Consider the following 22365-nt stretch of genomic DNA (forward strand, 5'->3'; position numbering starts at 1 on the left):
CAAGCTTGTACCTAAGTCGAGGTTAAGCTTGGATGCCAATGTGGCCACGGCATGGCGATGGCGGAATTGAGGCGGTGCCGAGCAGTTTTGTCACCGCCTTTGCCGGCGCCATGTCGAAGGCCGGCAGGAAACGCGTCCAGGGTGCGGCGACCGGAGTGCGGCTCGTTTCCGATAGCAAGCCGGCGCATGTTCCGTCGCGCCAGAGCGCGGGCTCGGCCGCAAGTGCAGTCTGGGCAAGACTTTGCGGTGCCGAGCTTTCGCCGGACAGCTTGCTGGCCATCGCTGTGCCGAGCGGTGCAACCACCAAATCCGCCCTTTCAAACATCTGCAGAAGCCTGTAGCGGCCGTCCCAGGTGCCGGCCCGCAGCGGCATAGGCGCAGGCAGTCCACGCCCTTCGCGGCATAGAAAAACGCCCTGCCGGCGGGCATCGACAAGCGCGCGCGACAATGTGGCGCGGACCGGCTTTTTTGCATTGGGGACATCGACAAGGCCAGCCAGCAGGGACTGCGCGCTGGCGCTGTCGGGCAGTTGGGGTACACCGCCTGCTACCGCAACCAGGATGCGAAGGGCATAGCGGGCGGCTTCGCCGTCCGTTGTATCAGTGAATTCGGGGGCGAGGCAGATCAGCCCCGTGGCGGGCCGGCTGCCATACGCCTCAATCAGGGCTGCTGCTCGCATGCCGAGGTCGATCCTTGCCGAAGCCGCCTCGCGCTGGTCGGCCAGGGCTTGCTGCAAGCGGGCGTTGCCTTCGCTTGTGAGTGCCTTGCGCATGCGCGGGCGTTCATAGGTCTCGTTGGCGTTGGTGGGATCGTCGAGCCAACCTGTGTCGCGGGCGCGCAACGCATCGCGCAGGCGTTCGCGCCTCAAGCCGAGCAGGGGCCTGACGATCCAGATGTCGCCGTCGAACAGCGTGGCGGGTGCCATGCCGGCTGCGCCGCGTCCGCTGCCGCGTTCGCCGCGCATCAGCACGGTTTCGGCCTGGTCGTCGGCGGTGTGGCCGGTGGCGACAACGGTCGCGCCGGCTTCGCGGGCTGCTCGGGCGAGAAGATCGTAGCGGGCGTCGCGTGCGGCGGCTGCGATGCCGGTCGACGGCTTGTCGCCGGTCCAGCGCATGATGCGGTGGGCAATGTTGTGCCCGGCGCACAAACGTGCCACCTCGTCGGCCTCCGCGCCCGAACCGGGTCTCAGCCCGTGGTCGACGGTAATGGCCAGCAGTTGCGTTTCAGGCGCATGCCGGTCGAGGTGGGATTTGAGAAGGAGAAGAAGGGCGGTGGAATCGCTGCCGCCGGAAATGGCGGTGACGATGGTTTTCTGCGAGGCGAAGTCGAACTCGGAGAAGGCCTGGAAAAAGTCTGTGTCGGGCACCTGCGTCAGCACGCGGCGGCTGTCCGTTCCTGCTTGACCCGCTCCTTGAGCGCGCCTGAGATGTCGGGGTAGCGCTTGCCGATCTCGCTGAAGGTGGCGCAGGCCACTTCGCGCTGCTTGAGGCCAACAAGCGAAACGCCAAGCTTGAGCATCATTTCAGGTGCCTTCTTGGACTTGGGGTATTCCTTGGAGGCGTTCAGGAAAATCTCGGCGGCGTCGCGATACTTCTTCTGTCCCAAGAGCGACTCACCCAGCCAGAAGCGGGCATCGGCTGTCTTGGGGTCGGCCGGAAAGCGGGCGATGTGGTCGCGGAAACCCTGCTCGGCGGTGGTGTAGTCGCCCGACAGCACGAACTGGTAGGAATTGCGGTAGATCTCGTCCGGATCGTTGGTCGAGGGCAACGAGGCGACCTTCGGCGCGCTGGGCGCGGCTGCGGGTGCAGTGGGCTGGGCCCTGGGCAGGGGGGCCGCAGTGGGGTGCTCGTCGGTTGTGCTCGAAACCACGTTGCCGTTCTTGTCGACGGTGATGGTGCCGAAGGTCGTGGGCGGCGCGCCATTGCCGCCGGGCAGGGTGGTGCCGGGATCGCCCGTGCCGGATTCGACGATCACGTCCTCGACCGACTGTCCACCGGCGGCAGGAGCGGCAGGTGCCGAAGCCGTCTGCTGGTGCGAGGTTCCCGGTTGAGGCGCCACTGGCGCCTCAACGATCGAGTTGTTGGTCTTGCCGGAAGCATCGGACTTCTTCTGTCCGCCGCTACCTTCGAGCTCCTGGAAGCGGAACTCGTTGTCTTCCTGCATCTTCCGCATCTGCTCCTGCATCTGCAGCAGCTGGAAGTTCAGCTCTTCGATCGAGCCGTTGAGCTTGCGGATCTGCTCCTCGAGCGCGGTCACGCGCGGGTCGCCCGCCTGGGCGAGCTGGACCGTGCCCTGGTCGCTCTTGCTGCCGAAAACGCCCGGCAGGCCGATCTTGGGGATTTCAATGCTCAGCCCGGAACCGTCGCGCGCATGCGCTGAAGCCCCGAACAGCAGGAAGATGGCTAGGGTGCCACTCAGGATTGATCGAAAATGCATTAGCCTCTCGCCGTGGAACGGAAATGGTTGCTTCGCGCCGATGCGCTTTCGTCATTTATCAGGACGCGAGACTTCGGCCAAATTTTGTTTCGTCCGGTTGTGCGGAATGCCTGAAAAGCAAAAGGCGGCCCGGAGGCCGCCTTTCGAAGTCAGTGTGACTATTCTGCCGATCAGCTGCCGGCGCCCGACAGGGTCGTGACGGCGCGGCGGTTCTGCGACCAGCAGGAGATGTCGTCGCAGACGGCGACCGGACGTTCCTTGCCGTAGGAGATGGTCTTCAGGCGGTTCGAGGCGACGCCCTGCGAGATCAGGAAGTCGCGGGCCGCCGCAGCGCGGCGGGCGCCGAGAGCCAGGTTGTATTCGCGGGTGCCGCGTTCGTCGGCATGGCCTTCGACGACGATGCGGTACTGACCGTACTTGTTCAGCCACTGTGCCTGGCGGGCGAGAATGCCCTGCGCGTCGGCGCGGATCGACGAGGAGTCGGTGTCAAAGAAGATGCGGTCGCCGACATTGACGGTGAAGTCCTGCGACGAGCCCGGAGTGGCCGCACCGGCGCCACCGCCGAGGCCGAGGTCGGCCGCGCTGTTGGGGGTCTTCTTCGAGGCGCAGCCGGCAATTGCCAGCGAGGCGACAAGGGCCACGACCACGGGGTTGGTTGCAAACTTAGCGATACGGCGCATCCCGCCTCTCCTTCGCATTCGAGTGATTTCGTTGAACATCCAGTAACCACGTTGCAGTTAACCGGCGTTCAAGAAACATGGTTAAAAATCAGTTGCCGCGTATCTTTGCGTCCCCGCAACGCGGCAATCTGCCAGTCTCAATTTCGCCGCGCACCCTAGGCGGAAATGCGGCGGAAAGGCGGCATTGTCAGGCAAATGACGCCGCCTGTTTCGATTGGTCGCGCCCGCGGCTGTAAGGTTAACCGCGGGCGGACCGGATCAGTCGAGCAGCGGCGACCAGGCCGGGTCGGAGGCAAAGCCCTGTGTCGGGATCGCCTGCTCGTTGCGGCCGGTGAGGTCGATCGAATAGAGCTTGGGGCCGCCGCCGCCGGGCGCATCACGGAAGAACATGACGACACGGCCGTTCGGCGCCCAGGTCGGACCTTCCTGCTGGAAACCGGTCGACAGGATGCGCTCGCCCGAGCCGTCGGTCTTCATCACGCCGATCTGGAACTGGCCGCCCGACTGCTTGGTGAAGGCGATCAGGTCCCCGCGTGGCGACCACACCGGCGTCGAATAGCTGCCGCCGCCGAAGGAGACGCGGGTCTGGCCGGAGCCGTCGGCGCCCATCACGTAGATCTGCGGCTGACCGCCACGGTCGGAGGTGAAGACGACCTTGGAACCGTCAGGCGAATAGGATGGCGAGGTGTCGATGGCGCTGGAGTTGGTCAGGCGCGTGGTTGTGCGGCTGCGCAGGTCCATCGAGAAGATGTTCGAATTGCCGTCGTCGCGCAGCAGGCTCATGATGACGCGCTGGCCGTCAGGCGAGAAGCGCGGCGCAAAGGTCATGCCGGGGAAGTTGCCGACGAGTTCGCGCTGGCCGGTCTCGATCTGCAGCAGATAGACCTGCGGCTGGCCGCTCTCGTAGGACATGTAGGTGATTTCCTGACGCGTCGGCGAGAAGCGCGGCGTCATGGCTATCGAACGGCCGTCCGAGAGGTAGCGCACATTGGCGCCGTCCTGATCCATGATCGCAAGCCGCTTCTTGCGCGCGGTCTTGGCACCCGTTTCGTCGATGAAGACGACACGGGTGTCGAAATAGCCTTTCTCGCCGGTCAGACGCTCGTAGATGGCGTCGGCGATGATGTGGGCAATGCGGCGAGAATTGGCCTTGTTGGCAAAGAACTGCTCGCCGGCGAGCTGCTGGCCGGCGAAGGTGTCCCACAGGCGGAACTCAGCCTTCAGCCTGCCGTCAGCCTCCTGGCTGACGCGGCCGGTGACGAGCGCCTGGGCATTGATGACCTTCCAGTCCTCGAAGCGCGGCGCGACGTCGGGATTGGAGATTTTCTCGATGAAAGCGCCCTTGTCGATCGGCGCGAACAGGCCGGAGCGCTTCAGGTCGGCGGCGACGATGCCGGCGATCTCGGCCCCCATTGCATCGCCCGACAGGAAATCGGTGATGGCGATGGGCAGCGGCTCGACATTGCCCTTGTTGACGTCGATCTCGACCAGCGCCCGGGCGGGCAGGGTGGCAAAGGCGGTCATGCCGCTCGCCATCGCACTGATCAAAAGGATCGCTTTGATTACATGCTTCATTAGACAGGCCTCTTAGGTCCGGGTGAGCGGCTTGCGCTCAGAACATCTCGCTCGGGTCGAAATTGACGATGACTTGGTCCCAGCCGCCGGCATATTTGTCAGCCGGCAGATTGTAGGGCGCGCATTGGAGGACGGCGCGGCGTGCCGATTCCGCGGCTGCGCGCTCGATGCCTGCCGAGCCGCCGCCGGAGATGATCTCCGGGCGCCCCTCGACTTCACCTGTTGGCGTCAGCCTGAACTGCACGGAAACCTTGAGGTTGCCGCCGTCCATCGCACCTGCCGGCACGTTCCAGCAGCGCTGGATTGCGCCGCGCAGGGCGTCCATCTCGCTCTGGCTCAGCTTGTTGCCGCCGGTGTCCTTCTTGCCGCCGAGCGATGCCTGTTCGGTGGAGCGCTTGGCGCCGCCGCCCGAAGGCTTCTGCTTGTTGAGAAGGGCGGCCACCTCGTCGGCGTTGAACTCCTTCTCCTCGGACTTCGGCTTGGACGAGGCCTGCTGGGTCTGCTTGTCTTCCTGCTTGCGCTCGGGCGTCTTGGCCGTCTGCGCCTGGGGCGGCTGCGGCTTGGCCTCGGGGGCGGGCGCATTCTCCGGCAGCTTCATCGCCTCGGCCTCGGCCTGATCCGAAACGATGGTCTGGGCCACCGGGTCGGGCTTGACCTCCTGCTTGGGCTGCGGCTGCGGGGTCACTTCCGTCGCCGGCACGGGCGTCGGCTTCTGCTCGGCCTGCTTCACCGGCTCGGGCTTTGGCTGTTCGGGCGTCGGCTTGGGTTCGGGCTTGGGCGAGGGCGGTGTGGCGCCGGTCGCCTCGACATCCTTCTGCGTCGGCTCGGGCGCCGGCGGCTTGTCGCTGTCGACCTTGTTGTCGCCGACGTTCTGCGCGTCGGCGACAATGTCGGGCCGCTGTGTCGGCTTCGGCGCCGGCTTCTCCTTGGCGGGAGCCTGCTTGTCGCCCTTCTGGATCTGGGTGATCGATTCCACCGGCACGATGTCGACCGGGAACGCCTCGACGTCGGCGACTTCGAGGGCGCTCGGGGACGACAGCGAGAACAGGCCGAAGCCGAGCACCGCTGCATGCAGGACCACAGATGTCGTGAGGCCGGTCTTCATTTTCGCGGACTACTTGTCCTGTTCCTGAAGGGTGACGAGGCCGAGGTTCTTGTAACCAGCGGCCGAGATGCGGGCCATGACCTGCATCACCGTGCCGTAGTCGGCGGTCTTGTCGCCGCGCACATAGATGCGCTCCTCGTAGCCGGTCTTGGCGATGGCCTCGAGTTTCGGCACGACCTCTTCAAGCGCGATCTCGGTTTCCTGCAGATAGATCTGGCCGCCCTGGTTGACCGAGACGGTGATCGGCTGCGTGTCGGAATTGAGCGCCTTGGCCTGCGTTTCCGGCAGGTCGATGGGCACGCCCACGGTCATCATCGGTGCGGCCACCATGAAGATGATGAGCAGCACCAGCATGACGTCGACCAGAGGCGTGACGTTGATCTCGGAAACCAGCGCATGACGGCGTCCCCGCCGCCCGCGTCCGCCGCGGCCACCGCCGCCTGCGCCAACTGACATTCCCATGGTCTACTCCTCAGGCCGCCCGCTGCGCGACTTTTTCATCGATTTGGCGCGACAGTATGGCGGAGAATTCGTCGGCGAAGCCTTCCATGCGCGCCGCCAGCTTGCCGGCGTCGGATGACAGCTTGTTGTAGGCGATGACGGCAGGGATAGCGGCGAGCAGGCCGATGGCGGTCGCCAGCAGCGCTTCGGCGATACCCGGGGCGACGACGGCGAGGTTTGTCGACTTGGAGCCGGCGATGGCCTGGAACGAGGTCATGATGCCGATGACGGTGCCGAACAGGCCGATGAAGGGAGCTGCCGAGCCGATGGTGGCGAGGAAGCCGAGGCGGCCTTCGAGACGTTCCATCTCGCGGGTCAGCGCAAGGTCCATGGCCTTGTCGATGCGGGTCTGCAGGCCAAGCGGTGACTTGGCGCCCTTCTCGAAGCTCTTCTTCCATTCACGCATGGCGGCGACGAAGATCGCGCTCATGCCCGTGGTCTTGCGATCGGAGAGGTTGCGGTAAAGCTCTTCCAGCGACTGGCCCGACCAGAAGATCTGCTCGAAGCGATTCAGCGCCGCACGCATGCGGTTGTAGGAGATGACCTTGTCGACGACGATCGCCCAGGTCCAGACCGAAGCGCCGAGCAGGCCCAGCATCACCAGCTTGACGACCCAGCCGGCCTGCCAGAACAGCGCCCAGATCGACACGTCGGCGCCATGCTGAGCGAGAGGTAGGTTTTCCATCTTGAAACAGTCCTTAAGATTTCCGGGCCTGGCTACAGAGCCTGCTTTGAATTTCGGATCGGGCCGCCTTGCAGCCGGGTAGGGTCATTGCGATCCCAAGTTCAAAACAGGCTCATGGCTAGCCCTTGCGCATCATCCCATTGTGGTCCGTTCGCGCGAAGCTTCCGGAAGTGCCCCAAAATGCGCCTTTCGCGGCCTTTTCGGGGCGAAATTTGGTGAAAGGAAGGCCGCTCGTAATCCTTACGACTTTCACCTCGCCCTTAATGGACGGTTATGGTTAAGGATGGGTTAGTATCTCGGGCCGTTCCTGATGACTCTCGGTCAACCTCCGCATTCGCAGGTCGATGTCACGGGAAGCTTGTAGTGCGGCCTCAGCCGCGTGGCATGAAGGCTTCGATCCAGTCCCTGGGAAAGCGCCGGGGGCGGCCGTTCTCACCGATGATGGCGGCCTCCACCCGCGCCTCGACCAGCACGTCGCCGCCACGCTTGAGCTGCTGGGCCATGGTGATCCGGGCGCCTGAAATCTCCACCGTGCGCGTTTCGATGGTCAGCACGTCGTCGATCTTGGCCGGGCCGCGGAAGTCAATTTCCATGCGACGCACCACCCAGACGATCTTTTCGCCATGCTTGCCGTCGGCAAGCTCGGTGTGGTGGACGCCGGCGAGGCGCAGGAAATCGGAGCGGCCGCGTTCGAAGAATTCGAGATAGCGGGCATGGTAGACCACGCCGGAAAAGTCGGTGTCGGCATAATAGACCCGCGCCATCAGCCGATGTCCGAACGACGTCAGCGCGCCGGAAAGTCCCGAAGCAAGCGTGTCCTGTTCACCATGATCGGCCATGGGGCTTTCCTTTTTCCGGTCTTGCGGGCACCAGTCTTGTCCAGTCCGGCAACCCGATGGCAGCAATAACGGCGATGTTCAAGACCTCACTGACGGCGACGCTCGCGCTGGTTCTCTCGCTCGCTCCGGCCTCCGCCGCCAGCTTCTCGATGAAGCGCGGCATCAATCTCGACATCTGGGACACCTGGCCGGGTGAGGATCGCTGGGGCGAGGCGGACGTGCTCTTGCCCTTTCCGGAATGGCGCAAGAACCTGACCGAAGCCGACCTCAAGGCGCTTGTCGCCGACGGCTTCGACTTTGTGCGTATGCCCGTCGATCCCTCGGTTTTCCTGTCCGAAAAGGCAGTGCCGTTGCACGAACAACTTTTCGCGAGCGTTCTTGACGCGGCGCGCGCGATCAATGCCGCGGGCCTCAAAGTGGTCGTCGATCTCCATTTGATCCAGTCGGGCGGCAACGGCCAGATCGGCATGACCGAAGTGATGGCCGATCCCGGACAATTCGACCGCTATGTCGAGATCGTCCGACAGATGGCGCTGACCCTTACCAAGGAGAATCCGGAGCAGGTCGCGTTCGAATTGATGAACGAGCCCGTCGTCGACTGCGAGCCGGGTGAGAAAAAGGTCTGGCCGGAGCGGCAGCAGCGGCTTTATGCGGCCGCGCGCGCATCGGCGACGCGGCTGACGCTCGTACTCTCCGGTGGCTGCTGGGCAAGCGCCGAGGGATTGGCGTCAGTCGACCCGAAGGCCATCCCTGACGACAATGTGATCTGGACCTTCCATTCCTACGCGCCGTTCCTGCTTACCCATCAGGGCGCTACCTGGGCCGGCGACTTCATTCCCTATGTCACCGGGCTCCCCTATCCGCCGCACGAGGCGCCGCGCGCAGAACTCGATGCCACGCTCGACAACGTCAGGAAGAAGATCAGGGCGGAAGCCCCGGTGCTGCGCCGTCCGGGCCTGCTCAGCTATCTCGACGAGCAGGTCGCCACAATCGACAGCAAGGAAAAACTGGCAGTCGAACTCGACGCGCCCTTCGCCCAGGTCGCCGCCTGGGGGGCGAAGAACGGCGTCGCGAGCGACGACATCTATCTCGGCGAATTCGGCATGATCCGTCAGGAATACGGCAATCCCTTCGTCATGCCCGGCGCCTGGCGCGCAGCCTATGTCAAGGACATGATCGCCCGCGCCGAAGCCCACGGTTTCGCCTGGTCCGTCTGGGGTTACGGCGGCGCCTTCGGCATCGTCGATGAGTTCGAGGGCCGCAAGGCCGAGCCTGACGTGTTGGAGGCGATCAGGGCGCTGAAGTGAGCGTCTAACCCAAATCGATCGACAGGATTTCCGGTCGCACGCCAAAGCGGATCGGTGCGATGCTGAAGCCAAGGCCGCCCGAAACGATCAGGTTGCGCTCGTCCTCGACCACGTGACCGTAGGCATAACGGTTGCCGTAACGCGAAGGAACGACAGGCGAATAGCCGAACAAGCGCACCTGTCCGCCATGGGTATGACCCGACAGGGTCAGTGCGACGCGTTTCGGCACGTCGGGGAAGATATCGGGTTCATGGGCGAGCAGGATGACAGGCGCGTCATCACTGATTTTCACAAGCGTGCCGGGAAGGTCGTCGAGCCCGGCAAAGTTTTTGCGGCCCCAGGCTTTGCCCGGCCGTAGCGCCAATTGGTCGGCAAGCCCTGCGATCCAGAAGCCTTGCCCGTCCTTTTGCAGGCGAACGGCGTCATTCTCCATGACAGGAATGCCTGCCGCCTCAAGCGCCCGCCTGGCAATCGTCGGACCTTGGCCTGCCTTCTGCGCTGTCAGGTCCTCCCACCAGTCATGATTGCCGAGGACGGAAAAGACGCCGAGCGGTGCCTTGAGGCCCGAAAGGGCAGGGCCCCATTCGGCCGCGTCGACCCAGTTCGACACCATGCGCGTACCGGCGACATAGTCGCCGAGCAACACGATGACGTCGGGCTGCAGGGCATTCGCCTCTTCGACCAGTGAGGCAATGCGTTCCGGCGTCATCCACGGGCGACAGGCGTGAATGTCGGCGAGGGCGACGATGCGCAGCTTCAGGCTGTCGGGCCAGTCAGGCGGGGTCAGGGCGTAGCGCTTGACCCGGGTCAGCAGCATCGGCTCGATGCCAACCGCATAGGTCCCGAGCGCGGCTGCCGCCACGATCGACCCGCCGAGAAAACGGAAGAAACCGCGACGGGTGATCAAGCCCTCATACCCGCGCGGTGGCGTTCGAAGCGCTGCTCGCGCACGCCGCCCGACCACTGATCGCGCTCTTCTTCGGCGATAAGTGCAAAGCCGAAGGATTCATAGAGATGGCGGGCAGGCTTGAGCCCGGCGAAGGTGGTGAGATAGACACCTGGGAAACCTTTGGTGTCGACATGGGCGATTGTTTCGCTCATCAGCCGACGCCCGAGCCCGGTGCCGCGCGCGTTGTCGCTGGTGATGAACCAGCGCAGATGCGCCAGTGACTCGGCCGCAGTCGGGGCTTCGAGGCTGATGGTGCCAAGCAGTGCGCCATCGTCGTCGTATTCGGCGGCGAAGAAGTCCAGTCCGGGCCTGAAATCGCCCAGGAAAGCTGAAAGCTCGCTGGCAACCTTGGCCTCGAAGGGCAGTCCGAAACCCCAGTCGCGGGCATAATATTCGGCGTGCAGCCTGACGATGTCGGCTATCAGTCCGGGGCGATAGCCGAGCATTTGTCAGTCCTCTTCCTGGAACAGGTTTATCTGCTGCACGGCAACTTCTCTCGGTGCCTCCAGCCCCAGATGTCTCCAGGCGTTGGCCGTCAGCATGCGGCCGCGCGGCGTGCGCTGGATGAAACCCTGCTGGATCAGATAGGGCTCGATGATGTCCTCGATGGCGTCACGCGGTTCGGACAGGCCAGCTGCGATTGTTTCGATGCCGACGGGGCCGCCGCCGAAATTCATCGCGATCATGGAGAGATAGCGCCGGTCGAGCTGGTCGAGGCCGAGCGCGTCGACTTCGAGCCGCGACAGCGCCTCGTCGGCGATACGGCGGTCGACCGGGCCGGCGCCAGCCACGGCGGCAAAGTCGCGCACGCGGCGCAGCAGGCGGCCGGCAATGCGCGGGGTGCCGCGGGCGCGGCGGGCGATCTCGATGGCGCCGTCGTCGGCAAGCGGCATGCCGAGAATGCGTGCACCGCGGCGTACGATCAGCTCAAGCTCCTCGACCGTATAGAAATTGAGCCGGGTCGGAATGCCGAAGCGGTCGCGCAGCGGGTTGGTGAGCAAGCCGAGTCGCGTGGTCGCGGCGACAAGCGTGAACTTGGCGAGGTCGATCTTGACCGAGCGCGCCGCCGGGCCTTCGCCGATGATCAGGTCGAGCTGGTAGTCCTCCATCGCCGGATAGAGGATTTCTTCGACCGCCGGGTTGAGCCTGTGGATCTCGTCGATGAACAGCACGTCGCGTTCTTCGAGATTGGTGAGAAGGGCTGCGAGATCGCCGGCCTTGGCGATGACCGGGCCCGAAGTCGAGCGGAAATTGACGCCGAGCTCGCGCGCCATGATCTGGGCGAGCGTCGTCTTGCCGAGGCCGGGCGGCCCGACGAACAGCACATGGTCCAGCGCTTCGCCACGCCCCTTGGCGGCCTCGATGAAGATCTTGAGATTGGCGCGCGCCGCCGCTTGGCCGACAAAATCGTCCAAGGTCTGCGGACGCAGGCTGTTGTCGGCATCTTCGCCGCGCTTTTCGGGCGTGATGAGGCGGGTCGGCGTGTTCATGTGCCCGTCCTCGCATGGAGACCGGCTGCGGGCAAGGCACTCACCGTGCCAGCTCCTTCAGGCCGAAGCGTATCAGCTTGGAGGAATCGGCGTCCTCGCCGGCGGTCTTCATGGCGGCTGCCACCGCATTGGCGGCGATGTCGCGCGAGTAGCCGAGATTGACCAGCGCCGAGACCGCGTCCGCGATCGGTGCAGGGGCCACGCCTTCGCCCAGCTCCTGCTTGAGCCCGATTGTGCCGGAGGCCGATCCGGCATAGGCCGGCGCCTTGTTCTTGAGTTCGGTGACGATGCGCTCGGCGACCTTCTTGCCGACGCCGGGCGCGCGGCTGACCATGGCGATGTCGCGCAGGGCGATGGCATTGGCGAGGTCGGCGGGGGCCAGCGTCGACAGCACGGCCAGCGCCACCTTGGCGCCGACGCCCTGCACGTTGTTCTGCAGCAGGCGGAACCATTCGCGCTCGAGTTCCGACTGGAAGCCGTAGAGCCGGATCATATCCTCGCGCACGTAGGTCTCGATGTAGAGAACCGCGGCCTCGCCGGGGCCGGCCATGGAGGCCAGCGTGCGGGCCGAACAATAGGCGACGTAGCCGACGCCATGGACGTCGAGCACACAGTAATCCTCGCCGATCTCGTCGACGGTGCCCTTCAACTTGCCGATCATTTGGTGCGTCCCGTCATGGATGAGTATCCGGTGCGATGATGTCGAGGTCGGGAAAGTAGCTGCGATAGCGCGAGGCGTCGCGGGTCAAAAGCCTGTGTCCCGCCACTTGCGCATGCGCGCCGATGAGGAAGTCGGGCAAAGCACGGTCGCAGGTGCCGCCGTTATGGCGATACGCCAGATGCGCCTTGCCTGCGGCGAAGGCCGCCTCGAAGGGAATCTGCGCCTTGTGGACCGCGAGCCCTTCCAGGGAATTCGCAAGATCGGCCTCCGTCGGAAAGCGAACGGATACTTCCGACCAGATGACCGGATTGACGACGAGAGCGCCGACGCTTCCTTGCTGCACAAGGCTTCTTCGCGACCATACACTGGCCGGGCCGCCCTGGAACATGTCCAGGAAGATGTTGGAATCAACGAGGACCGAGGTCATCGCGCGGCCCCCTCAGCCATTCCATGTATTCGTCTGTCGTCATGCCGCCGAGATCGATTGTTCCAGCCACCCTGTCTGCCCAGGCATTGATGGCTGTCGCCCGGCGCTGCCGCGCCTCATCGTCTTCACGCGCCACCAGCGTGACGACATCGCCCGTCACCACGAATTCCACCTCCGAACCGGGCTCGATGCCGAGCTTGTCGCGGATCTCCTTGGGGATGGTCACCTGGCCTTTTGTGGTCACGCGCATGGTAATACCTCACAGGTATTACCTACGTGCCATATGAGAACAAGTCAAGAACATGGCTGCTGTGGCGCAGCTCTCCAGTGCGGGTTCTTCTCACGACGAGCCGGCGTTACCTGTCTCTTGCCAACGCCGCCAGTTCGTCGGGACTGATCGCCTGTTCGGCAGCGCCCTCGAGGCGGCCGAGTATTGCCAGGAACCGGTCCAGCCGGTCGCGGTCGGCCAACCTGGCGATCTCGTCCTTGGGCACGATGGTGATCTTGCCGCCCTCGATGCCGAAGATGACCTCGGTGTTGGCGACGATGCCAAAGGTCTCGCGCAGGTCGCGCGGAATCGTCACCTGGCCCTTGCTGGTCACACGCATGGAATCATTCCTTTTCTTGCCGGCAAGGAATGTTTCAGCAAAGAGAACAAGTCAAGAACATTGGGCTTGGTGTATCGGCCCGAAAGTCGATGCGCGATAGAACATGTCCGCGATTCCGCGGAGCCGCTCCATCTCTTTGTGTTGACGCAATTCCGGACGGAAAACCGCTTCACACTTTTCCTGGAATTGCCTAGCTGGCCAGTTGCGCCAGCCGGTAGGCCGGGCTCTGGCGGTGGTGGGCATGGCAGATGGCAATCGCCAAGGCGTCGGCCGCGTCGGCGGTATCGAAACCGGCCTTAGGCAACAGCACCTTGACCATCATGGCGATCTGCTTCTTGTCGCCGTGGCCAACGCCGATGACGGCCTTCTTGACGGCGTTGGGCGAATATTCTGCGACCACAAGCCCGGCGCGAGCCGGCACCAGCATGGCGATACCCCGCGCCTGACCGAGCTTCAGCGTTGCGGTCGCGTCCTTGTTGACGAAGGTCGCCTCGACCGCGGCCTCATGCGGCATTTCGCGGTGGATCACGTCGGCCAGCCCGTCATGCAGCTGGCAGAGCCGGCTGGCAAGCGCTGCCTTGTTGTCGGAACGCACCGTGCCCGATGCGACGAAGCGCAGCGAATTGCCGAGCGATTCGATGATGCCCCAGCCGGTGCGCTGAAGGCCCGGGTCGATGCCAATAATGCGAATCGTCTCTCTCATCCGCGAACTCTATCTCCACGGAGGCAAGACGCCAGAAAAATGTGAACAAACCGGAAACGATTCGCGGTATTTCAGGCTCTGGATGGAAGCTTAGTTGCGCGCGAAAGCGGTGTTGAGCAGGCTGATCTGGTCGGACACCGGGTTGCTGCTGCGGCGCATGGCCTGCATCGGCAGCACGGTGGCGCCGTTGCCGTAGATCTCCTCGTCCATGCGGCGGACCAGCGCCTGCAGGCGTAGCGAGCGGCGGACGAGATCGACGAAATCTCCAGGCAGTTCGTTCCAGCCGGCGGCGTCGTCATGCGCCGATGCGGTGTCGAGCCGGACCTTGGCCTTTTCAGAGGCGACCTGATCGCGGGTCATCTCGCCGGAATTGGCGGCGCGCTGGAGCAGGAGCCAAGAGGCGATCTGCATCAGGCGGGTGGTGAGGCGCATCGATTCGGCGGCATAAAGCGTGGCTGCGAGCCGCGACAGCTTCTTGGCCTCGGCGCGGCCGGCGCCGTCGAGATATTCCGCAGCCTGTTCCACGAGCCCCATGCCCTCGTTGTAGAGAGGCTTGAAGGATGGCGAAAACACCCGCCTCTCGGCGAGCTTGACCGTGTTCGCGCTTTCCCTCGAAGGCTCGTTCATCATCAGTTTCCTGCTTCCCTGGCTTGCGTCGTGCCCGTCTTTTGCGACGGATTCTGCGCTTGCCAACTCCTATTACGCTAAGCCCTTCGAAAATGCGCTTCCAGTCAGCTGAACGCAAGCGCATGTTTAACAAAGGGTTAACGCGTCGCATCGGGCCGCTTTTGGGCGGCATTTCCCGCTTCGACGCACGAAAAAAAAGAGCCGCGGAAAAGTGCGCGGCTCTCAGGAGTTTAACAGGGAGGCGTCAAACAAAGTGGCTCCAACCACTCGGTAAGAATCCAGATCACTGGATACCCACATTAAACATCTGGAATGCTTAATGGAGCCTTAAGGGCGACGCCCATTTGTCCTGAACTGTGCCGTCGCGGCACAGCACCTCTTGGGGCTTCAGTTTGCCGGCTGCTGTTTCCACACGGTCGGTAGGGCAATGAAGACGAACAGGAACATCGCTGCATAGAAGGCCATCGACGAAATCGCCACCACGGGTTCGATCGCGGCGTTGCCGCCAAGCAGGAAGAACAGGCCGACCAGCAGGCCGATGCCGCTTATGGCGGTGAGCCAGAAATGGATCCTTGCCAGCGTCTTTTCGCGGGCGGCCGGGAACAGGTGATAGAAGAAGGCGAACACCGACGACATCAGCCAGCCCGCCACCATCGTGTGGGCATGAACAGGCATCTGGCTGTGGTCCTGGCTGATCGACATGTGCAGGCCAAGCGCCATGCCGGCGATGGCGTAGACGATTGCGAGCGTGAAGAAATTCCGTGCGACCCCTTGCATAGTTCTCTCCTGATGCCTTTTCCCCCCGCAGGGAATGGGTGTTGACTGGCAGACCGCGGGAAGCGGCCGATGCCGGGCATTTGCGCCTTGTCTGTTTCCGTCGCATGTCGCGCGGGTTCCTGGCATGCGTCCGGCAGTTACATTGGCTCGCCACGAGGAGGTTTCGCCGTCGGCATGGATGTCGGATGGCGCGCCCCGTTACAGTCGAGCGTCCTGCCAACTGTTTGGGGTTCACAGGAACGTCCGGGCTCCGGCTCCTTTCAGGAGCCAGCTTGGGCGCGAGCTGGCCGGGTCGTCGCCTGTCGTCGCGTTTCGATGTCATTGCTGCCACGGCAAATGCCGCTTGCGGAAACAAGGCCTGCATTGCCCGACACATCGTCGAAACACTGCGAATGCTATTTGCCGCCGCCGAAAATTAGCGATGCCTGAAGCGCCGGGCGCTTTGGCAGGTGATGTGACGGAAGGTTCGGAGAGATGGACTTCTATTCAGTGGTCAAGTTCATGCATGTCGTGGCGGCCGTGCTCTGGGTCGGTGGCGGATTTGCGCTCATGCTTCTGGCCGTGCGGGCCGATCGTGCCGGCGACACCGAAGGCATGCTGCAGGTGATGCGTTCGGTGGGAGAGCTCGGCAACCGGCTGTTCATGCCGGCCTCGTTGGTCACGCTGCTGCTCGGGCTCGCGATGTGCTGGTTCTGGGTCGGCTTCCGCGATCTCTGGATCATCATCGGACTTGCCGGCTATGCGGCAACTTTCCTGATCGGCACGTTGGTGTTCAAACCGACCGCCGACCGCATGTCCGCGCTGATCGCTCGCGACGGCGTCACGCCAGCGGTGCTCGAGCAGGGCAGGCGCATCCTCAAGGTGGCGCGGTTCGATTATGCGGTGATGCTCGTCATCGTCGCCGACATGGTGCTCAAGCCGACGCCGTCCGATGTGCCGGTCCTGGCCACCATGGCCACGGTCTTCGGCCTCGGCCTTTGGGCCGCGTTCGACGGGTTGCGTCCGGCGCCTGCTACCGCTGCCTGACACGGAAGGCGGCGCCTTCCGGGCGCCGCTGTTGCCTCACCTCATTGACATGTCGCGCAGGCGGAATTTCTGGATCTTGCCCGTCGAGGTCTTTGGGATCTCGGCGAAGATCACTGCCTTCGGCACCTTGAAGCGGGCTAGCAGGGTGCGGCAGTGCTCGATGATTTCGGCCTCCGTCGCTGCCTTGCCTGGCTTCAGCTCGACATAGGCCACCGGCACCTCGCCCCATTTGTCGTCGGCACGCGCGACCACGCCGCAAGAGGCGACCGCTGGGTGCTTGTAGAGCGCATCCTCGACTTCGATGGACGAGATGTTTTCGCCGCCAGAAATGATGATGTCCTTGGAGCGGTCCTTGATCTGGATGTAGCCGTCGGGATGCATCACGCCGAGGTCGCCGGAATGGAACCAGCCACCGGCGAAGGCCTCGTCCGTGGCAGCCTTGTTCTTGAGATACCCTTTCATGACGATGTTGCCGCGGAACATGATCTCGCCGATGGTCTCGCCGTCGGCCGGTGTCGTTTCCATGGTCTCGGGGTTCAGGACCGTCAGCCCTTCGAGCGCGGCATAGCGCACGCCCTGCCGCGCTTTCTTTGCGGTACGTGCGCCCTTGTCGAGACCGTCCCATTCGTCATGCCATTCGTTGACGACGGCCGGGCCATAGGTCTCGGTCAGGCCGTAGAGATGGGTGACGGCGAAGCCGGCATCGGCCATACCCGACAGCACCGCCTCGGGTGGTGGCGCCGCGGCGGTGTTGAAGGTCACCATCTGCGGAAAGGTGCGCTTGTCCTCGTCCTTCGCGTTGATCAGCAGCGACATCACGACAGGCGCGCCGCAGAGATGGGTGACGCCATGGTCGGCGATTGCTTCGTACATTTGTCTGGGGCGCACCCAGCGCAGGCAGACATGGGTGCCTGCCTGCACGGCAAGCGTCCAGGGAAAGCACCAGCCGTTGCAATGGAACATCGGCAGCGTCCACAGGTAGATCGCGTGCTTGCCCATGCTGGCATGGATGGTGTTGGTGTAGGCCATCAGTGCTGAACCGCGATGATGGTAGACCACGCCCTTCGGGTTGCCAGTGGTGCCTGAGGTGTAGTTCAGCGAGATCGCATCCCACTCGTCGTCCGGCATCGACCAGGCATAGGTCTCGTCGCCGGAAGCGACGAAAGTCTCGTAGTCGACGCTGCCGATGCGTTCGCCATTCGGATAAGGGGCATCTTCGGGATAACAGGGATCGTCATAGTCGATGACGAACGGCTTCACCGTGGCCAGTGCCAGCGCCTCCTTGACCACGCCTGAGAACTCACGGTCGACGATCAAGAGCCTGGTCTCGGCGTGGTCGAGTTGGAAGGCAATGATTGCCGCGTCGAGGCGGGTGTTGAGGGAGTGCAGCACCGCCTTGGTCATCGGCACGCCGAAATGGGCTTCCAGCATCGGCGGTGTGTTGGACAGCATCACCGTCACCGTGTCGCCCTTGCCGATGCCTTTGGAGGCGAGCGCAGACGCCAGCTTCAGCGAGCGGCGCCAGAAATCGCGGTAGGTCAGGCGCTGGCTGCCATGGATGACAGCGACGTGACCGGGAAAGGTCCTGGCGGCGCGTTCGAGGAAGGTGAGCGGCGTCAGCGGTTGGTGATTGGCGGGGGTCTTGTCGAGGTGTTCCTCGTATTTGCCCATGGCGTTTCTCCCTTGTGGCGCCGAGCCTAGTCCACCGCCTTCATGCGGTCATCTCACATAAAGTCGCGTAAGCCGTCGTAAAGCAGCTTGGCTGCCACCAGCGCCACGGTGGCATAGGTGAAGGGGTAGAAAATCTCCGGCCGCATCCGCCGCACCAGCCAGGCGCCGGCAAGGGTGGCCAGCGGCGCGATCGGCACCAGCACAAGCGAGGCCGTCAGGTTAGCGGCGTCGAACTGGCCAAGCGCGAAGTAGGGGATCAGCTTGATGGCGTTGGTAACGGCAAAGAAGATGACGCTCGTGCCGGTCAGCACCTTGGGGTCGAGCCGCAGCGGCAAGGTGTAGACCTGGAAAGGTGGGCCGCCGACATGGGCGACGAAACTTGTGAAGCCGGCGATCGAACCCCAGACGGCGGCAGCAGCTTTGCTCGGTTCCGACTTGTGGCCGCTGCCGTGGCGAAGGCTGGTGTAGAGCCAGCGAGCCACGAAGATGATGGCGATGGCGCCGACGATGAAGCGCACCATATCGGCCGTCACCACCGAGGCAAGCAGCCAGCCGATGCCTATGCCCAAGATAGAGCCCGGCAGCATCTGCCAGAGGATCGAGCGGTCGTAGACGCCGCGCCAGGTCCACAAGGAAACGACGTCCATCAGGATCAGGATCGGCAGCAGGATCGCTGCCGCCTGAACCGGCGAGATCACCAGCGCCATCAGCGGTACGCCGACGAAGCCGACGGCACCGCCGAAGCCGCCCTTGGACAGGCCGACGAGAATCACCGCCGGAACAGCCGCCGCATAAAACCACGGGTCGAGAAGCAGAGCCGTCATGGAGAGCCTTTTGGTCAGGGATAGCCGGATCGCGGCGGCTTGGCGAGTGCCGTGCCAGTGTTTTCATATGCTTGCGTCTGGCAGCCCGTCCTGTTCAACGGCGGCACTTTGCTCTATGCCCCAATGCAAACATGATCGCCTTGCATAGGCGACAAGCACCCGGATCGAAAAGATGACCGCAAACACGCCGCCCAATCGCTGCCGCATCGTGCTGATCGCACCGCCTTCCATCGAGGTCGAGCGTGTCGAAGCAGCCCTCACTGGCGGCGACGTCGCTTCGCTCATCCTGCCGGGCGAGGGCGTTGACGCGTCGTCGTTCCAGGCGTTTGCCGAAAAGGTCGCCGCCAAGGCGCATGAAGCCGGCGTGGCCGTGGTGATCTCTGGCGACACGCGCGTTGCCGGTCGCATTCATGCCGACGGCATCCATGTCGAAGGCAAGAAGGCCGAGCTTGCCGAAGCCGTCGAGCACTACCAGGACCGTATGATGGTCGGCACCGGCGGCGCCAAGACACGCGACGACGCGCTCGAACTCGGCGAGGAGCGGCCCGACTACATCTTCTTCGGCCGCTTCGGTTACGACACCAAGCCGGAGCCACATCCGCGCAACCTTTCGCTTGGCGAATGGTGGTCCGAGATGATTGAGATCCCCTGCATCGTCATGGCCGGTTCCGACATCGCCTCGGTCGAGGAAGTGGCTGCGACCGGCGTCGAATTCGTCGCCATGCAGGCTGCGGTGTTCGGCGAGGGCGTCGATCCGCGCGAGGCGGTCGCCCGCGCCAACGCGCTGCTCGACGAGAAAGCTCCCCGTTTCGAGGATTAATCATGCATTGGTCGCGCCTGATCGCCGGACTGTTGTGGTTGGGCTCGGGCCTTGGGCCTGCGCTTGCTGTCGAAAGCGCGCCGGCAGCGAGCGGTGACGCTGGTGCCGTGCCGGCACTCGGCAAATCGGGCCACACGATCGATCCCAGCCGCTTTGGGCCTTCGTCCGATATGACCCCAGCGCCAGTGCTGCCGACGGTGGCACCTGTCATGGCGCCTGGCACGTCCCCGTCGTCGCCCGATCTCGGTGCCAGCCCGGCTGCGAAGCCGACCGATGGCATCGACCCCAACCGTTTTGGCGGTAAGCCGTCGGACGAAGCATATGGCGCTTTCCAGCGCGGCCTCTACAAGACCGCCTACAATCTGGCGTTGCCCCGCGCCGAGGCTGGCGATGCCGCCGCCCAGACACTGATTGCCGAGATCCTGTCGCGTGGCCTGGGCGTTGCCCGCAATGACGCCGAATCCGCCAAATGGTACGAGCGGGCGGCGGAGCAGGGCGTGCCCGAAGCACAGTTCCAGTATGCGCTGCTGCTGCTCGACGGAAAATACGTTACCCGCGACGAGAAGGCGGCCAATGCGCTGATGCAGTCCGCAGCAGAGGCCGGCAACAGGCTGGCCCAGTTCAACTACGCGCAATTGATTGTCCAGCGCGAGCCGGGTTCGCGCGGCCTCGAAAGGGCTGTTCCCTATTATGAAAGAGCGGCGGAGACCGGACTGGCCGATGCGCAATATGCGATGGCACAGGTCTATGCCAACGGTGTCGGCGGCCGGCTACGCGACGACCACAAGGCGCGGCTGCTGCTTGTCCAGGCAGCGCGGCAGAATTACGACACCGCCCAATTCGACCTGTCGCTGTGGATGCTGGACGGACGCGGCGGCGACCGCGACCTCAAATCGGCCTTCGGCTGGATGAAGCTTGCCGCAGACGGCGGCAATGTCGCCGCCCGCAACCGGCTCGCCAAGTTCTATATGGGCGGCATCGGTATAGATCCGGATTCGATCCAGGCCGCAGCCTGGTACATTGCTGCGCGTCGTGCTGGGCTCACCGATCCCGAAATGGACGATTTCCTGCGCGGCCTTACCGACGACGAGATGAAACAGGCGCTGGAGCGCGCCAATCGCATCCGCTGAGGCAGGTGAAAATCGCGACTTCTCTTGCCTAAAAAGGCATTTTATGGTCTTGGGGGCCCCGATGGCGCCCCTTCTGGCGCAAACCTCTCTTCCGGAACCAAAACATGGCCAAGATCAATGGCAACGAAATCCGTCCCGGTAACGTCATCGAGCACGATGGCGGCCTTTGGGTGGCGGTAAGGACCAATCACGTCAAGCCCGGCAAGGGCGGCGCCTACAATCAGGTCGAGCTGAAGAACCTCATCAACGGCACCAAGCTCAACGAGCGCTTCCGTTCGGCCGAGACGGTCGAAAAGGTCCGCCTCGAGCAGAAAGACTTCTCGTTCCTTTACGAGCAGGGCGACGCCCTGGTGTTCATGGACACCGCCAGCTACGAACAGCTTGAACTGCTCAAGGATTTCGTCGGCGACCGCGCCGCATTTCTGCAGGACGGCATGATGGTCACGGTCGAGCTCTATGACGAGCGCCCGATCGGCATCGCACTGCCCGACCAGGTGACGCTGACGATCACCGAAGCGGACCCGGTCGTGAAGGGTCAGACGGCTGCGTCGTCCTACAAGCCGGCCGTGCTCGAAAACGGCGTTCGCGTCCTGGTTCCGCCGTTCATCTCTTCGGGCGAGCGCATCATCGTCGACACCAACGAAATCACCTACGTCCGCCGCGCGGACTGATTTCGACACTGCTGAGGTTGTAGAAAATGGCGCGTTCAGCGATCCTAAATGTTATGGTGCAGGCCGCCATGAAGGCCGGCCGTTCGCTGGCGCGCGACTTCGGCGAGGTGCAGAACCTGCAGGTCTCGCTGAAGGGCCCGGGCGACTATGTCAGCCAGGCCGACCGCAAGGCTGAAGACATCCTGTTTGCGGAGCTGTCGAAGGCACGCGTCGGCTACGGCTTCCTGATGGAAGAGCGTGGTGTCGTCGCCGGCGAGGACGACCAGCATCGCTGGATCGTCGATCCGCTCGACGGCACCACCAACTTCCTGCATGGCATTCCGGTGTTCTCGATCTCGATCGCGCTCGAGCGTCAGGGCCAGATCGTCGCAGCCGTTGTCTATAATCCGGCGATGGACGAGCTCTACACCGCCGAGCGCGGTGGCGGCGCCTTCCTCAACGACCGCCGCCTGCGTGTGTCGGGCCGCACCAAGCTTGTGGATGCCGTCATCGGTTGCGGCGTGCCGCATCTCGGCCGTGGCCACCACGGCAATTTCCTGCTCGAACTGCGCAACGTCATGGCCGAGGTCGCCGGTGTCCGACGTCTTGGCTCGGCTGCACTCGACCTGGCCTATGTGGCCGCCGGCCGCATGGACGGTTTCTGGGAAACGGGGCTATCACCCTGGGACGTCGCTGCCGGCATGCTACTGGTCCGCGAAGCCGGTGGGTACGTGTCCGATGGCAAGGGCGGCCAGGACATGCTTGAGGGCGGCTCGATCGTCGCCGGCAACGAGCTGATCCAGAAGGCCCTGCTGAAGACGCTGAAGAAGCCGGTTACGCCGCGCTGATCGGCCGCGCAGGCCAAGCCTTGCCT

Annotated in this window: 26 protein-coding genes; 6 read left to right on the forward strand and 20 right to left on the reverse strand. The window is 63.8% G+C overall.

Going from position 1 to position 22365, the window contains the following annotated elements; genetic code table 11:
* Positions 1-22: 22 nt before the first annotated feature.
* The 8 genes from tilS to ybgC form a co-directional block, all read right to left on the reverse strand.
* The gene (gene tilS / locus NDO48_RS00575; protein ID WP_018430014.1) at positions 23-1378 is read right to left on the reverse strand and encodes a tRNA lysidine(34) synthetase TilS; all 1356 of its coding nucleotides are present in this window, start codon (positions 1376-1378) and stop codon (positions 23-25) included.
* On the reverse strand, positions 1372-2436 hold the full coding sequence (ybgF, locus tag NDO48_RS00580) for a tol-pal system protein YbgF (protein WP_018430013.1): 1065 nt from the start codon (positions 2434-2436) through the stop codon (positions 1372-1374). Before ybgF ends, tilS begins: the two co-directional genes overlap by 7 nt.
* A gap of 170 nt (positions 2437-2606) precedes the next feature.
* Positions 2607-3116, reverse strand: a complete 510-nt coding sequence (pal, locus tag NDO48_RS00585; RefSeq protein ID WP_018430012.1) for a peptidoglycan-associated lipoprotein Pal — start codon at positions 3114-3116, stop codon at positions 2607-2609.
* Between the two features lie 258 nt (positions 3117-3374).
* Positions 3375-4691 carry a Tol-Pal system beta propeller repeat protein TolB gene (gene tolB / locus NDO48_RS00590; RefSeq protein WP_018430011.1) on the reverse strand — a complete coding sequence of 439 codons (1317 nt, stop codon included), beginning with the start codon at positions 4689-4691 and terminating at the stop codon, positions 3375-3377.
* Positions 4692-4728: 37 nt separating this feature from the next.
* Positions 4729-5796, reverse strand: a complete 1068-nt coding sequence (locus tag NDO48_RS00595; RefSeq protein WP_018430010.1) for a hypothetical protein — start codon at positions 5794-5796, stop codon at positions 4729-4731.
* Positions 5797-5805: 9 nt separating this feature from the next.
* Complete coding sequence (gene tolR, locus NDO48_RS00600) at positions 5806-6258, reverse strand: protein TolR (protein WP_026227608.1); 453 nt, start codon at positions 6256-6258, stop codon at positions 5806-5808.
* Positions 6259-6268: 10 nt separating this feature from the next.
* On the reverse strand, positions 6269-6982 hold the full coding sequence (tolQ, locus tag NDO48_RS00605) for a protein TolQ (RefSeq protein WP_018430008.1): 714 nt from the start codon (positions 6980-6982) through the stop codon (positions 6269-6271).
* A gap of 371 nt (positions 6983-7353) precedes the next feature.
* Entirely contained in the window at positions 7354-7821 is a 468-nt protein-coding gene (gene ybgC / locus NDO48_RS00610) for a tol-pal system-associated acyl-CoA thioesterase (protein ID WP_018430007.1), read from the reverse strand.
* Positions 7822-7877: 56 nt separating this feature from the next.
* On the opposite strand from ybgC, the gene NDO48_RS00615 reads away from it, so the two are divergent.
* Positions 7878-9128 (forward strand): glycoside hydrolase family 5 protein, encoded by a 1251-nt coding sequence (locus tag NDO48_RS00615; protein WP_026227607.1) that lies wholly within the window; start codon positions 7878-7880, stop codon positions 9126-9128.
* A 4-nt stretch (positions 9129-9132) separates the two neighbouring features.
* Here the strand turns inward: NDO48_RS00615 and NDO48_RS00620 are convergent, their stop codons facing one another.
* The 10 genes from NDO48_RS00620 to NDO48_RS00665 all read right to left on the reverse strand — a co-directional run bounded on the left by NDO48_RS00620 (position 9133) and on the right by NDO48_RS00665 (position 15370).
* Positions 9133-10035 carry a metallophosphoesterase gene (locus NDO48_RS00620; protein ID WP_267320676.1) on the reverse strand — a complete coding sequence of 301 codons (903 nt, stop codon included), beginning with the start codon at positions 10033-10035 and terminating at the stop codon, positions 9133-9135.
* Positions 10032-10523 carry a GNAT family N-acetyltransferase gene (locus NDO48_RS00625; protein ID WP_018430004.1) on the reverse strand — a complete coding sequence of 164 codons (492 nt, stop codon included), beginning with the start codon at positions 10521-10523 and terminating at the stop codon, positions 10032-10034. The genes NDO48_RS00620 and NDO48_RS00625 overlap by 4 nt, the downstream gene beginning before the upstream one ends.
* 3 nt (positions 10524-10526) lie before the next feature.
* On the reverse strand, positions 10527-11567 hold the full coding sequence (gene ruvB / locus NDO48_RS00630) for a Holliday junction branch migration DNA helicase RuvB (RefSeq protein ID WP_018430003.1): 1041 nt from the start codon (positions 11565-11567) through the stop codon (positions 10527-10529).
* Positions 11568-11607: 40 nt separating this feature from the next.
* The gene (gene ruvA / locus NDO48_RS00635; RefSeq protein WP_018430002.1) at positions 11608-12228 is read right to left on the reverse strand and encodes a Holliday junction branch migration protein RuvA; all 621 of its coding nucleotides are present in this window, start codon (positions 12226-12228) and stop codon (positions 11608-11610) included.
* 13 nt (positions 12229-12241) lie between these two features.
* Positions 12242-12655, reverse strand: a complete 414-nt coding sequence (locus NDO48_RS00640; protein WP_018430001.1) for a type II toxin-antitoxin system VapC family toxin — start codon at positions 12653-12655, stop codon at positions 12242-12244.
* The gene (locus NDO48_RS00645) at positions 12636-12905 is read right to left on the reverse strand and encodes an AbrB/MazE/SpoVT family DNA-binding domain-containing protein (protein WP_018430000.1); all 270 of its coding nucleotides are present in this window, start codon (positions 12903-12905) and stop codon (positions 12636-12638) included. The genes NDO48_RS00640 and NDO48_RS00645 overlap by 20 nt, the downstream gene beginning before the upstream one ends.
* Positions 12906-13011: 106 nt before the next feature.
* Complete coding sequence (locus NDO48_RS00650; protein ID WP_018429999.1) at positions 13012-13263, reverse strand: AbrB/MazE/SpoVT family DNA-binding domain-containing protein; 252 nt, start codon at positions 13261-13263, stop codon at positions 13012-13014.
* 190 nt (positions 13264-13453) lie between these two features.
* Positions 13454-13966, reverse strand: coding sequence for a crossover junction endodeoxyribonuclease RuvC (ruvC, locus tag NDO48_RS00655; protein ID WP_018429998.1), 513 nt, complete (start codon positions 13964-13966; stop codon positions 13454-13456).
* A 90-nt stretch (positions 13967-14056) separates the two neighbouring features.
* The gene (locus NDO48_RS00660; RefSeq protein ID WP_026227606.1) at positions 14057-14593 is read right to left on the reverse strand and encodes a DUF1465 family protein; all 537 of its coding nucleotides are present in this window, start codon (positions 14591-14593) and stop codon (positions 14057-14059) included.
* Between the two features lie 387 nt (positions 14594-14980).
* Complete coding sequence (locus tag NDO48_RS00665; protein WP_018429996.1) at positions 14981-15370, reverse strand: hypothetical protein; 390 nt, start codon at positions 15368-15370, stop codon at positions 14981-14983.
* A gap of 474 nt (positions 15371-15844) precedes the next feature.
* Here NDO48_RS00665 and NDO48_RS00670 point away from each other — a divergent pair, with 474 nt between their 5' ends.
* Positions 15845-16396: a DUF2269 family protein gene (locus tag NDO48_RS00670; RefSeq protein WP_267320677.1), complete on the forward strand. Its 552-nt coding sequence runs from the start codon at positions 15845-15847 to the stop codon at positions 16394-16396.
* A 36-nt stretch (positions 16397-16432) separates the two neighbouring features.
* Here the strand turns inward: NDO48_RS00670 and NDO48_RS00675 are convergent, their stop codons facing one another.
* A complete protein-coding gene (locus NDO48_RS00675; protein WP_267320678.1) occupies positions 16433-18067 on the reverse strand; it encodes an acyl-CoA synthetase in 1635 nt (544 codons plus the stop codon).
* A 53-nt stretch (positions 18068-18120) separates the two neighbouring features.
* Positions 18121-18891: a sulfite exporter TauE/SafE family protein gene (locus NDO48_RS00680; protein WP_267320679.1), complete on the reverse strand. Its 771-nt coding sequence runs from the start codon at positions 18889-18891 to the stop codon at positions 18121-18123.
* A gap of 172 nt (positions 18892-19063) precedes the next feature.
* Between NDO48_RS00680 and NDO48_RS00685 the strand changes: the two genes are divergently transcribed.
* The 4 genes from NDO48_RS00685 (at position 19064) to NDO48_RS00700 (ending at position 22339) form a co-directional block, all read left to right on the forward strand.
* On the forward strand, positions 19064-19711 hold the full coding sequence (locus tag NDO48_RS00685; protein ID WP_267320680.1) for a thiamine phosphate synthase: 648 nt from the start codon (positions 19064-19066) through the stop codon (positions 19709-19711).
* A gap of 2 nt (positions 19712-19713) precedes the next feature.
* Positions 19714-20841 carry a tetratricopeptide repeat protein gene (locus NDO48_RS00690; RefSeq protein ID WP_267320681.1) on the forward strand — a complete coding sequence of 376 codons (1128 nt, stop codon included), beginning with the start codon at positions 19714-19716 and terminating at the stop codon, positions 20839-20841.
* Between the two features lie 104 nt (positions 20842-20945).
* On the forward strand, positions 20946-21512 hold the full coding sequence (efp, locus tag NDO48_RS00695) for an elongation factor P (protein ID WP_018429990.1): 567 nt from the start codon (positions 20946-20948) through the stop codon (positions 21510-21512).
* Positions 21513-21538: 26 nt separating this feature from the next.
* A complete protein-coding gene (locus NDO48_RS00700; RefSeq protein WP_026227605.1) occupies positions 21539-22339 on the forward strand; it encodes an inositol monophosphatase family protein in 801 nt (266 codons plus the stop codon).
* Positions 22340-22365: the final 26 nt, after the last annotated feature.

This window comes from Aminobacter sp. MET-1 (genome assembly GCF_026521175.1).
GTDB lineage: Bacteria > Pseudomonadota > Alphaproteobacteria > Rhizobiales > Rhizobiaceae > Aminobacter.